We start from the raw sequence: 11,418 nt of genomic DNA on the forward strand, positions 1-11,418 counted from the left end.
ACCCCTACCGGCGACTGCACTCCCGCACCCGGTTCGCGTATGGTCACGCTCATCTACCCCCGGCTAACCGTGGTGCATCCGTGATCCGATTCGACAATGTCTCCAAGGTCTACCCCAAGCAGACCCGCCCCGCCCTCAGGGATGTCTCCCTCGAGGTCGAGAAGGGCGAGTTCGTGTTCCTCGTGGGGTCCTCCGGCTCCGGAAAGTCCACCTTCCTGCGGCTGATCCTCCGCGAGGAGCGGGCCAGCCACGGCCAGGTGCACGTCCTGGGCAAGGACCTCGCCCGGCTGTCCAACTGGAAGGTGCCGCAGATGCGCCGCCAGCTGGGGACCGTGTTCCAGGACTTCCGGCTGCTGCCGAACAAGACGGTCGGTGAGAACGTCGCGTTCGCGCAGGAAGTCATCGGCAAGTCGCGCGGCGAGATCCGCAAGTCCGTGCCGCAGGTGCTCGACCTCGTCGGGCTCGGCGGCAAGGAGGAGCGGATGCCCGGTGAGCTCTCCGGTGGTGAGCAGCAGCGCGTGGCCATCGCGCGGGCCTTCGTCAACAGACCCAAGCTGCTGATCGCCGACGAGCCGACCGGCAACCTCGACCCGCAGACCTCCGTCGGCATCATGAAGCTGCTCGACCGGATCAACCGGACCGGCACGACCGTGGTGATGGCGACCCACGACCAGAACATCGTGGACCAGATGCGCAAGCGCGTCATCGAGCTGGAGAAGGGCCTCCTCGTCCGCGACCAGGCACGCGGCGTCTACGGCTACCAGCACTGACCGAGACCTCCCCGCATCCGTCCACGGAAAGGCCCGAAAAGACGCCATGCGCGCCCAGTTCGTTCTCTCGGAGATTGGTGTCGGTCTCCGCCGCAACCTGACGATGACCTTCGCGGTCATCGTCTCCGTCGGCCTGTCCCTGGCCCTGTTCGGCGGCTCGCTCCTGATGAGCGACCAGGTCAACCAGATGAAGGGCTACTGGTACGACAAGGTCAACGTCTCGATCTTCCTCTGCAACAAGAGTGACGCGGAGTCCGACCCCAACTGCGCCAAGGGTGCCGTCACCACGGAGCAGAAGAACCAGATCAAGGCCGATCTGGGCAAGATGCCGGTCGTCGACAAGGTGGCGTACGAGTCGCAGGACCAGGCCTACAAGCACTACAAGGAGCAGTTCGGCGACTCCCCGCTGGCCAGCAGCCTCACCCCGGACCAGATGCAGGAGTCGTACCGCATCAAGTTGAAGGACCCGGAGAAGTACCAGGTCATCGCGAGTGCCTTCAACGGGCGGGCCGGTGTGCAGTCCGTTCAGGACCAGAAGGGCATCCTGGACAATCTGTTCACGTTGCTCGGGTACCTCAACTGGGCGGCGCGCGGCGTGATGTTCGTCATGCTGGTCGTGGCGCTGCTGCTGATCGTCAACACGGTGCGCGTCTCGGCGTTCAGCCGTCGTCGTGAGACGGGGATCATGCGGCTGGTGGGCGCCTCCGGGTTCTACATCCAGGCGCCGTTCATCATGGAGGCCGCGGTCGCCGGGCTCATCGGCGGCACCATCGCCTGCTCGTTCCTCGTGCTCGGGCAGTACTTCGTGATCGACAACGGCGTGGCCCTGTCGCAGAAGCTCCAACTCATCAATTTCGTCGGCTGGGACGCGGTGCTGACCAAGCTGCCGCTCATCCTCGCGGCGAGTTTCCTGATGCCCGCGTTGGCCGCGTTCTTCGCGTTGCGCAAGTACCTGAAGGTGTGACGCACGCCAAGAGGGTCGTTCGGTCAACCGGCCGTACGACCCTTTTGCGTTGTCCTAGACTCACCGGCATGTCAGGCCAAGACCCGTTCTGTCGGCCCCGCTGCCTCCGCCGCGGGGCTGCCCTGACTTTCGTCTTCGCGAGTGTCCTCGCGACAGGCGCCGCGACCGGCTCGTTCGGTGGCCCCGGCGCGCCGGGCGCCCTGGACGGGACGTCGACCGCCGCGCTCCGCGCCACGCCCGGGGGGCACCGCCAGGCCGTCACCGAGGCCGCGGCCGAGGCCATGGCCGCGGGTGAGTCCCCCGTGGAGGCCGCCGAGCGCGCCGTCAGCCGCAGCGGGGACCGCTGGGGCGCGGTGTACTCCGAGGGCGAGTACGAGGAGTTCGAGGAGGCCCTCGACGGCGCGTACACGGGTGTCGGGCTGTGGGCCCGGCGCGAGACGAACGGCCGTATCCAGGTCACCCGCGTCCGGGACGGCTCACCCGCCGCCGACGCCGGCATTCGCCAGGGCGACCGGCTGCGCAGCGTCGACGGCAAGGGTGTCGACGGCCGGCCCGTCACCGAGGTCGTCTCGTTACTGCGCGGCGACGCCGAGGACGCCTCCGCCGGTACGACGGTCTCCCTGGGCCTGCAGCGCGGCACGCGCGCGTGGAGCGAGACCCTGCGCCGGGCCCGCCTCACCACGGACCCGGTGACCGTCCGCAGGCTCACCGGCGGGGCCACCGTCATCAAGGTCGCCGCCTTCACCAGGGGCTCGGGCGACCGCGTACGCACCGCCCTCGACCGGGCGCCCGCCGACTCCGGGATCGTCCTCGACCTGCGCGGCAACTCCGGCGGACTGGTCACCGAGGCCGTCACCGCCGCCTCCGCCTTCCTCGACGGCGGCCTGGTCGCCACCTACGACGAGAACGGCGCCCAGCGCGCCCTGCACGCCGATCCCGGCGGCGACACCACGAGACCCCTGGTCGCGCTCGTCGACGGCGGCACGATGAGCGCGGCCGAGCTTCTCACCGGCGCCCTCCAGGACCGCGGCCGCGCGGTCGTCGTCGGCTCCCGCACCTTCGGCAAGGGCTCGGTCCAGATGCCGAGCCGCCTCCCCGACGGCTCCGTCGCCGAACTGACCGTCGGCCACTACCGCACCCCCTCCGGCCGAGGCGTCGACGGCCGCGGCATCACCCCCGACCTGGAGGCCGACGAGGGAGCCCTGGAGCGGGCGGAGACGGTACTGAGCGGGCTGGGGCAGTAGCCCGCCCTTCTTCCTGGGACAGTGGCCCGCCCCTCTTCGCCGCCCGCGTTAATGCGCTTCCCGTACGCCCCCTCCGTAGTGCGAAAATGGACGGCACTATGAGCAAGGGAATGTACGTACCCAAGGAGGCCCAGCCCAAGAAGGGCGGGGCGGCCGCCAAGGCCAAGGACGGCGAGAAGGGCGGCAAGCGCAGGATCGTCGCGCAGAACAAGAAGGCCCGGCACGACTACGCGATCATCGACACCTACGAGGCCGGCATCGTGCTCACGGGTACCGAGGTCAAGTCGCTGCGTCAGGGGCGGACCTCGCTGGCCGACGGCTTCGTCCAGATCGACGGGGGCGAGGCGTGGCTGCACAACGCCCACATCCCCGAGTACGCCCAGGGCACCTGGACCAACCACTCCGCGCGCCGCAAGCGCAAGCTGCTGCTGCACCGCGAGGAGATCGACAAGCTGGAGTCCAAGTCCCAGGAGACGGGTCACACGATCGTGCCCCTCGCCGTGTACTTCAAGGACGGCCGGGCCAAGGCCGAGATCGCTCTCGCGCGAGGCAAGAAGGAGTACGACAAGCGGCAGACCCTCCGGGAGAAGCAGGACCGGCGGGAGTCGGACCGGGCCATCGCGGCGGCGAAGCGGAAGCAGCGCGGCCAGTAGGGCGAGGGCGCCGGGAATGCGGTGGCATCGCCGCGCGTTGGTCACGTACGATGGCAACGCACCTCACAGAGGGTGCGCGCCCCTCTCCGGAGGGCCCTCTCCGGAGGGATTGAAAAAACAACATGGGGATGATCGGTTTCGACAGCGGCTGTCGAAGCAGGGGAAGCGTGTCGAGGAAGCGGCCATGATCTCGTAAACCACAGGCCGAAAAAAATAATCGCCACTATCAAGAGCGATTCTCCCAAGGCGACGCAGTTCGCCCTCGCTGCCTGATCTCAGGTAACTAGGCAACTGCCCCTTACTTAAGGGAGTGTCAGCCCGGGGCTGTTCCCGACCCGGATCCTGGCATCAGCTAGGGGACTAAACCTTGATCCCGGTCACGGGGTGAAGAGGGAAATCAAACAGTGACTGGGCCCGTCGGCGACTTGTTCGCGTGATCGCCGGGGCCGAGAAAATCACAGCGAACTGCACACGGAGAAGCCCTGATTCCGCACCGTTGGACGCGGGTTCGATTCCCGCCATCTCCACACGATCGGGAGGTCCTGTCACCCAGACGGACCACCTAAACCCATGCGAGTGAAGGCCTCGCTGCTCTCGGGCAGCGGGGCCTTCGTCGTGTCTAGCCTTGATCCGTGACGCACCGGACGGGTGCGTCCTCCCTTCATTCCGGGCCCCTTCTCGTCGGGGCCCGGCCCGACGAGAGCGGTCCCGGGACGGTGACTGGCCGCCTCACGTCGAAGGGAGGACGCCCCTACATGGGCTGTCACGAGGAGCAGAAGCCGACTCTCGTCATCCGGCTGATCCGGCTCTTGCCGGAGCGGGCTGCGAAGCATGTGAGGAGGTGGCTGCTCTGGTGGCTCACCAGGTAGCCGGATATCCCCACACCGTCTGGGGACATCCGACTGGCTCCTGTTGAGCCGGGGCCCCCGTTCGGAGTTCACCGCTCCGGTGCGGGGGTCCACCTTCTCTGGTGGCTCAGCAGCTAGCCGGATGTCCCCTTCCAGGCTGGGGACATCCGACACGCTCCTGTTGAGCTCGGGCCTCCGCCTGGGTAATGCATCACCCGTCCAATGCGGCGCCCTCCTCGCGACCAAGTACAGCACACAGCCCACCCCCACGGCACCACACTCCAACCACTCATCACGCCACCGAGCGACGCCCCGTACTAGCCCTCTCCGTCAGCCGAGGCGCCAGCAGCGTCGCCTCCGGCACCCCCGCGCCGCCCAGCTTCTTCATCAGCAACTCCACAGCCCCGGCGCCCACCTCCGCCGACGGCACATCCACGGACGTGACCGGAAGCCGTGCGCGCCCGGCCAGCTCGTTCGGGCAGATCGCGGTGACGGACAGATCACTGGGGACGCGTAACCCGAGGCCCTCGAAGGCGTCGATCAGCGGCTCCAGGATCGCCTCGTTGTGCACGACGACCCCGGTCAGCGCGGGCCGCTCCCGCAGGAGCTGCTCGGCGACCGCGCGGGCCGCGTCCGGGGTCGCCTCGCAGGGGTGGACCGAGGACGACAGCCCGTGCCGGGTGGCGGCGGCCGTGAAGCCCTGGGCCACGCGCTGGGCGAACCCGGTCTCGCGCGCGTACACCTCGGGCGGTGACCCGACCAGCGCCACCACCCGGTGACCGAGCCGCACCAGATGCTCCACGCACACCTCGCCCGCCGCCCTGAAGTCGAGGTCGATGCAGGTCAGCCCGGCGGGCTCGGCGGGGAAGCCGATCAGGACCGAGGGTCTGTCCAGGGCGCGCAGCTCGGGCAGCCGGGGGTCCTGGAGCTGGACGTCCATGACGATCAGCGCGTCCACCAGGGCCGTGTCCGCGACCCGCCGCAGCCCGTCCTCGCCCTCCTCCTGCGTCAGCAGCAGCACGTCGTGGTCGTGCGCGCGGGCGGCGGTCACCACCGACACCGCGAACTGCATCACCACCGGTACGTGAATCCCGGCCCGCAGCGGCACCACCAGCGCCAGCACGTTCGATCTGCTGCTGGCCAGCGCCCGCGCGCCCGCGTGCGGACGGTAGCCCAGCAGGCGGATGGCCTCCTCGACACGCTGACGGGTCTCCTCGGAGATGGGGCGCTTGCCGCTCAGCGCGTAGGAGACGGTGCTGGGGGAGACCCCGGCGTGCCGCGCCACATCAGTGATCTTCACCATCAGCCCAGCTCCACTTCAGCCCGCTCCACATCGCCCCAGGTGCACATCAGCTCAGCTCCACTGTCAGGAACCCGCTCCCCGCCCGCGCCCGTACCTCGCGGTCACCCGTGGCCAGTCCCCACGGCGCCGAAGGATCACCGCAGGACGCCCGCAGCGTGTCCCCCTCGCGGGCCACGGTGAACGTCACGTCTCCGACGGGCACCGTCACCTGGGCCCCGCGCTGGAGCCCGTACGCACGCAGGGTGACCCCGTCGGCGTACGCGTAGTCGGGCCGGTCGTCCACCGCGCCCACCGGGATCACCGCGCCCGGCCGGACGAGCAACGGCACGCTGGTGAAGCCGTGGCGTTCGCGCACCCAGCGCGGTCCGGTCACCGTGCGCCCGCTCAGGAAGTGTGTCCAGGTGCCCTCGGGGACGTAGTACGCGATGTCCCCCTCGTCGCTGAACACGGGCGCGACCAGCAGATCCGGGCCGAGCATGTACTGCCGCTCCAGATGCGCGCACCCGGGATCGTCGGGGAACTCCAGCACCATCGCCCGCATCATCGGCACGCCCTCGGTGTGCGCGACGCGCGCGGCCTCGTACAGGTACGGCATGAGGCGCAGCTTCAGCCGGGTGAACTCGCGCAGCACGTCCACGGATTCGTCGTCGAACAGCCACGGCACCCGATACGACGACGAGCCGTGCAGCCGGCTGTGCGAGGACAGCAGCCCGAAGGCCAGCCACCGCTTGAACAGGGCCGGGGTCGGGGTGCCCTCGAAGCCGCCGATGTCGTGGCTCCAGAACCCGAAGCCCGACAGCCCCAGCGACAGCCCGCCCCGCAGCGACTCGGCCATCGCCTCGTACGTCGACTCGCAGTCACCGCCCCAATGCACGGGGAACCGCTGGCTGCCGGCGGTCGCCGAGCGGGCGAAGACCACGGCCTCCTCCTCGCCGCGGTGCTTGCGCAGCACGTCGAAGACGGTGCGGTTGTAGAGGTAGGAGTAGTAGTTGTGCATCCGTTCCGGGTCGGAGCCGTCCGCGTACGCCACGTCGACCGGCACCCGCTCGCCGAAGTCCGTCTTGAAGCAGTCGACGCCCTGCGCGAGCAGCGCCTCCAGCTTCGAGGCGTACCAGTCGCGGGCCGCCGGGCTCGTGAAGTCGACGAGCGCCATGCCGGGCTGCCACAGGTCCCACTGCCAGACGCTCCCGTCCGGCCTGCGCAGCAGATGGCCGAGCGCCTTGCCCTCCGCGAACAGCGGGGAGCGCTGGGCGATGTACGGGTTGATCCAGACGCAGACCCGCAGTCCCCTCGCCTTGAGGCGGGCCAGCATCCCCTCCGGGTCCGGGAACACGCGCGGGTCCCACTGGAAGTCGCACCAGTGGAACTCGCGCATCCAGAAGCAGTCGAAGTGGAAGACGGAGAGGGGGAGTTCGCGTTCCCGCATGCCCTCGATGAAGGAGGTGACCGTCTCCTCGTCGTACGAGGTCGTGAAAGACGTCGACAGCCACAGACCGAACGACCAGGCGGGAGGCAGGGCCGGACGGCCCGTGAGCGCGGTGTACTTGCGCAGGATCTCCTTCGGTGTCGGGCCGTAGATGACGTAGTACGTGAGCTGTTGGCTCTCCACGCTGAACTGGACCCGGGACACCGCCTCCGAGCCCACCTCGAAGGAGACCTTGCCGGGGTGGTCGACGAAGACGCCGTAGCCCGCGTCGGTCAGGTAGAACGGCACGTTCTTGTAGGCCTGTTCGGTGGCGGTGCCGCCGTCGGCGTTCCAGATGTCGACCACCTGGCCGTTCTTGACGAGGGGGCCGAAGCGTTCGCCGAGCCCGTACACCGACGTCCCGACGCCCAGGTTGAGCTGCTCGCGCAGGTAGTGGGCGCCCGTCGCGTCGCGCATGATGCCCATGGCCTTGGTGCCGCTGGTGGTGAGGGTGCGGCCGTGGGCGAGGAAGTCGACCTGCCAGGGGCCGGAGCGGGCGAACCGGAGGGAGAGGGCGCCCGCGGTGAGGGTCGCGTGGTCGTCGTCGTACGAGGTCTGGGCGGTGAACTCCTCACTGCCGACCTCGAAGTGGGGTCCGCGCGGTTCCTCCCCCTCGAAGTGGGTGAACGTGACGCCGATGACGTCGGGCATCGGCGCGTGCGCGCTGATCGTCACGACCGGTCCCTTCAGCAGGTCGCCGCGGTGGCGGATGGGCTGGGTCGGCGCGTGCAGTTCCAGGGTGCCCGGCCCGTCCTGTCCCTCCACCACGTCGAGGACCTGGTGCGGATGGGCCGCGGTGACGCCCTCGCGCAGCAGCCAGTAGCCGTCGGTGAACTTCAAGTCCCACACCCCCGAGATGGATTCGTCACTTGACCGCCCCCACGGCGATACCGCGGGTGAGGGTCCGCTGGAAGACGAGGAAGAAGACGATCGCGGGCAGGACGCCCAGGAGCGCGGCCGCGTTGGTCATGGTGGCGTCCATCAGGCGCTGGCCCTGGAGGACGCCGAGGGCCACCGACACCGTCTGGTTGTCGTTGGAGATCAGCATGACCAGGGGGAGCAGGAACTCGTTCCAGGTCCAGATGAAGAAGAAGACCAGCAGCACGCCGAGCGTGGGCCGGCTGACCGGGACGACGATCCGCCACAGCACCTGCCACCTGTTGGCCCCGTCGATGCGGGCCGCCTCGATGATCTCGCGCGGGAACCGGCCCAGGACGGCGGAGAGCAGATAGGTGCCGAAGGCGGCCTGGATGACCGTGAAGACGATGATCACGCTCAGCCTGGTGTCGTACAGGCCGGCTTCCTTGCTCAGGTAGTAGAGCGGGTAGACCAGCGCCTCCTGCGGCAGCACGTTGGCGAGGACGAAGAAGGCCAGCACCCAGGTGCGGCCCTTGATCCTGCCGATGCCGATCGCGTACGCGTTGAGGACGGAGAGCACGACGGCCAGCACGGCCACCGCGCCGCTGATCAGGAACGAGTTGACGAGCTTCTGGCCGAATTCGACGCGCTCCCAGAAGTCCTTCAGACCGTCGAGGTAGAGGCCGTCGGGGAGGCTGAGCGGGCCGTCGGCGGAGTACTCGGCGGGCGACTTCACCGCGTTGACCGCGACGATCAGGAACGGCACGACCATGAAGAGCGCGGCGATGGCGAGGGCCACGAGCACCGGGTAGCGGCGTACGGCTGTGCGTGCGGCTGGTCGTCCGGCTGGGCCTGCGGCTGTGCGTGTGGCTGTCGTCATGTGCGGAGCCCCTCCTCGGCGTCCTCGGCCCGTGTCTGGAGCCTGAGCCCGATCAGCGCCAGCAGCAGGACGAGCACGGTGAGGACCGTGGAGATCGCGGCGCCGTAGCCGACCTGGGTCTTCTCGAAGAACGTGGTGAAGGAGAAGTAGGAGGGGACGTCGGTCGCGCCGCCCGGGCCGCCCTTGGTCAGCACGTACACCGCGCCGAAGACCTTCAGCGCGGCGATCGTGCACCACGTCAGCACGACATGGATCTCCGGGCGGATCTGGGGGAGCGTGATGTGTTGGAAGCGGCGCCACCAGCCCGCCCCGTCCAGCTCGGCGGCCTCGTACAGCTGCGGGTCGACGCGTTGCAGGCCCGCCATGAAGACGACGAGCGGGAAGCCGATCTGCACCCACACCATCACGCCCATGACGCTGTAGAGGGCGATGTCGGGGTCGCCCAGCCAGTCCTGCTGCCAGGAGCCGAGGCCGACGGCCTCCAGCAGCTCGTTGAGCGAGCCGTCGTCGGGCGCGAGGATCCAGCTCCACACGATGCCCGCGACCGCGATCGGCAGCACCTGCGGAAGGTAGAAGCAGGCGCGGAGGACAGCGGCCGTTCTGCTGCCGAAGTGCTTGCCGATGAAGTCGAACAGCGCGGCGGCCAGCACGAGCCCGATGCCGGTCGGTACGACGGCCATGGCGACGACCATGAACAGGCTGTGCCGGAACGACTCCCAGAAGGCGGAGTCGTCCATCAGCTCCCGGTAGTTGGCGAGCCCGGACCAGTCGGGCGAGCCCACCCCCTGCCAGTCGGTGAAGCTCACCCCGGTGTTCATCAGGAACGGCACGACCACGACGGCGAGGAAGGCGAGGGCGCCGGGCAGGAGAAACAGGGCGTACGTGTCACGGATACGGGGGCGGGGGCGTCGGCCGCCGTGCGGATGCCCGCCCACGGCCCGCGCACCCCGTTCGACGGTCACCGTCATCGCTTCGGCGCGCCCTCGTCGTACGCGTCCTGCAAGGCGTCCAGATACGCGTCCGGCTTGGCGTTGCCCGTGATCAGCTTCTGGGTCTCGGAGACGAGGACGTTGTAGAAGTCGGGGACGGGCCAGTCCGGGTAGAAGGCCAGACCGTCCTTCTCCGACAGGGAGTTGAAGTCGGCGATCAGCTGCTTGGCCTGGGGGTCGGTGATGGCGGCCGGGTCGGCGGCCACCGGGACACCGCCCTTGTTGCCCAGCAGGTTCTGGATCTTCTTGGACATGGTGATGTCGATGAAGTCGTACGCGAGGTCCTTGTTCTTCGCGTTCTTGGGAACCACCCAGAGGTTGCCGCCGGAGCCGAGGGTGAGCTTCGTGTCCGGCCAGAGGAAGGTGCCCCAGTCGAACTTCGCCTCCGTCTTGAGGCGGCCGTACCACCAACTGCCGGAGAAGAGGATGGGGTTCTTGCCGGAGATGAAGTTGACCGCCGCGTCCTCGGCCTTCGCGCCGACGGTGTTCTTCGCGACGTAGCCCTTGTCCACCCAGTCGGCGAAGGTCTCCGCGCCGTACGTCCAGGCGGCGTCGCGGAAGTCGTTCTCGCCCTTGTACAGCTCGTACCGGTCGACCCAGGCGCGGTCGGCCTTGGTGAGGGCCAGTTGGTAGAGGTACTGGTGGGCGAGGTACTCGGCACCGGCGTTGGCGAGCGGGGTGACGCCCTCGTCGGTGAACTTGTCCATGGCGGCGGTGAGTTCGGCGAATGTGGTGGGTTCGTCGATGCCGTGCTTCTTGAAGAGATCCTTGTTGTAGTAGACCAGCGTGTACTCGGCGTAGTTCGGCACGCCGTACCAACTGCCGGAGCCCATGACGCCGTCCGCGTCGTACTGGCTGGTGGTACGGACACCCGCGCTGAGCTTCTTGTCCCAGCCGCGCTTCGTGACCTCCGCCGTGAGGTCGGTGAGGAGCCCCTGCTTCGACAGCTTGCCCGTCGTCGCGTTGCCCTTGTTGTACTCCATGAGGTCGGGTGCGTCGGAGGAGTTGAGGACCATGGGGGCGGTCTTCTGGATCTGTTCGAAGCCCTTCTCCTCGAACTCCACCTTCACGCCCGGATGCGTCTTCTCGAACTCCTTGACGGCCGCGTCCCACGCCACGCCCATCGCGCTCTCGGGCCCCTCGTAGTGCCAGAGCCGGAGCGTCTTGCCGTCTCCGGACCCGCTGTCGGAACCACCGCAGGAGGCCAGCAGGAGGGCCCCGCTCACAACCGTCGCGGCTAACGCCGCCTTGCGCCTACGCCTACGCCTTCGTGCCGTCAACATCCTGCGCCTCCGGGGGAGTCGGACGGGTATCGGGGCATCACGCAGCGGCCGTCCGGGAGTCGAACGGCGCGATCGAATCGCTTCGACAGATAAAGTCGAAGCGCTTCGACGAGGCGAAGGTATGTGCGGGCTGTGGGGGAGTCAATGGGGCGGGCGGGATC

The 11,418-nt window shown here is 68.6% G+C and carries 10 protein-coding genes and 1 other RNA gene; 5 read left to right on the forward strand and 6 right to left on the reverse strand.

Annotated elements, in window-relative coordinates:
• The first annotated feature begins 80 nt into the window (after positions 1-80).
• The 5 genes from ftsE (at position 81) to ssrA (ending at position 4,161) form a co-directional block, all read left to right on the forward strand.
• Positions 81-770: a cell division ATP-binding protein FtsE gene (gene ftsE / locus FNH08_RS31960; RefSeq protein ID WP_322725853.1), complete on the forward strand. Its 690-nt coding sequence runs from the start codon at positions 81-83 to the stop codon at positions 768-770.
• A 46-nt stretch (positions 771-816) separates the two neighbouring features.
• Positions 817-1,734 carry a permease-like cell division protein FtsX gene (ftsX, locus tag FNH08_RS31965; RefSeq protein WP_152775016.1) on the forward strand — a complete coding sequence of 306 codons (918 nt, stop codon included), beginning with the start codon at positions 817-819 and terminating at the stop codon, positions 1,732-1,734.
• Between the two features lie 68 nt (positions 1,735-1,802).
• On the forward strand, positions 1,803-2,978 hold the full coding sequence (locus FNH08_RS31970) for a S41 family peptidase (RefSeq protein WP_152775017.1): 1,176 nt from the start codon (positions 1,803-1,805) through the stop codon (positions 2,976-2,978).
• Between the two features lie 110 nt (positions 2,979-3,088).
• Positions 3,089-3,631, forward strand: a complete 543-nt coding sequence (gene smpB, locus FNH08_RS31975) for an SsrA-binding protein SmpB (RefSeq protein ID WP_152775024.1) — start codon at positions 3,089-3,091, stop codon at positions 3,629-3,631.
• Positions 3,632-3,755: 124 nt separating this feature from the next.
• Positions 3,756-4,161: a transfer-messenger RNA gene (gene ssrA / locus FNH08_RS31980) on the forward strand.
• Between the two features lie 233 nt (positions 4,162-4,394).
• Here the strand turns inward: ssrA and FNH08_RS53250 are convergent.
• The 6 genes from FNH08_RS53250 to FNH08_RS32005 form a co-directional block, all read right to left on the reverse strand.
• Positions 4,395-4,529 (reverse strand): hypothetical protein, encoded by a 135-nt coding sequence (locus tag FNH08_RS53250; RefSeq protein ID WP_265579814.1) that lies wholly within the window; start codon positions 4,527-4,529, stop codon positions 4,395-4,397.
• Positions 4,530-4,771: 242 nt separating this feature from the next.
• Complete coding sequence (locus tag FNH08_RS31985; protein WP_194238681.1) at positions 4,772-5,782, reverse strand: LacI family DNA-binding transcriptional regulator; 1,011 nt, start codon at positions 5,780-5,782, stop codon at positions 4,772-4,774.
• 46 nt (positions 5,783-5,828) lie between these two features.
• Positions 5,829-8,087, reverse strand: coding sequence for an alpha-xylosidase (yicI, locus tag FNH08_RS31990; RefSeq protein ID WP_152775019.1), 2,259 nt, complete (start codon positions 8,085-8,087; stop codon positions 5,829-5,831).
• A gap of 25 nt (positions 8,088-8,112) precedes the next feature.
• Positions 8,113-8,985: a carbohydrate ABC transporter permease gene (locus tag FNH08_RS31995; protein ID WP_152775020.1), complete on the reverse strand. Its 873-nt coding sequence runs from the start codon at positions 8,983-8,985 to the stop codon at positions 8,113-8,115.
• A complete protein-coding gene (locus FNH08_RS32000) occupies positions 8,982-9,953 on the reverse strand; it encodes a carbohydrate ABC transporter permease (protein WP_152775021.1) in 972 nt (323 codons plus the stop codon). Before FNH08_RS32000 ends, FNH08_RS31995 begins: the two co-directional genes overlap by 4 nt.
• A complete protein-coding gene (locus FNH08_RS32005; protein ID WP_152775022.1) occupies positions 9,950-11,257 on the reverse strand; it encodes an ABC transporter substrate-binding protein in 1,308 nt (435 codons plus the stop codon). The genes FNH08_RS32000 and FNH08_RS32005 overlap by 4 nt, the downstream gene beginning before the upstream one ends.
• Between the last annotated feature and the right edge of the window lie 161 nt (positions 11,258-11,418).

The sequence above is a fragment of the Streptomyces spongiae genome, from assembly GCF_009377185.1.
GTDB lineage: Bacteria > Actinomycetota > Actinomycetes > Streptomycetales > Streptomycetaceae > Streptomyces > Streptomyces spongiae.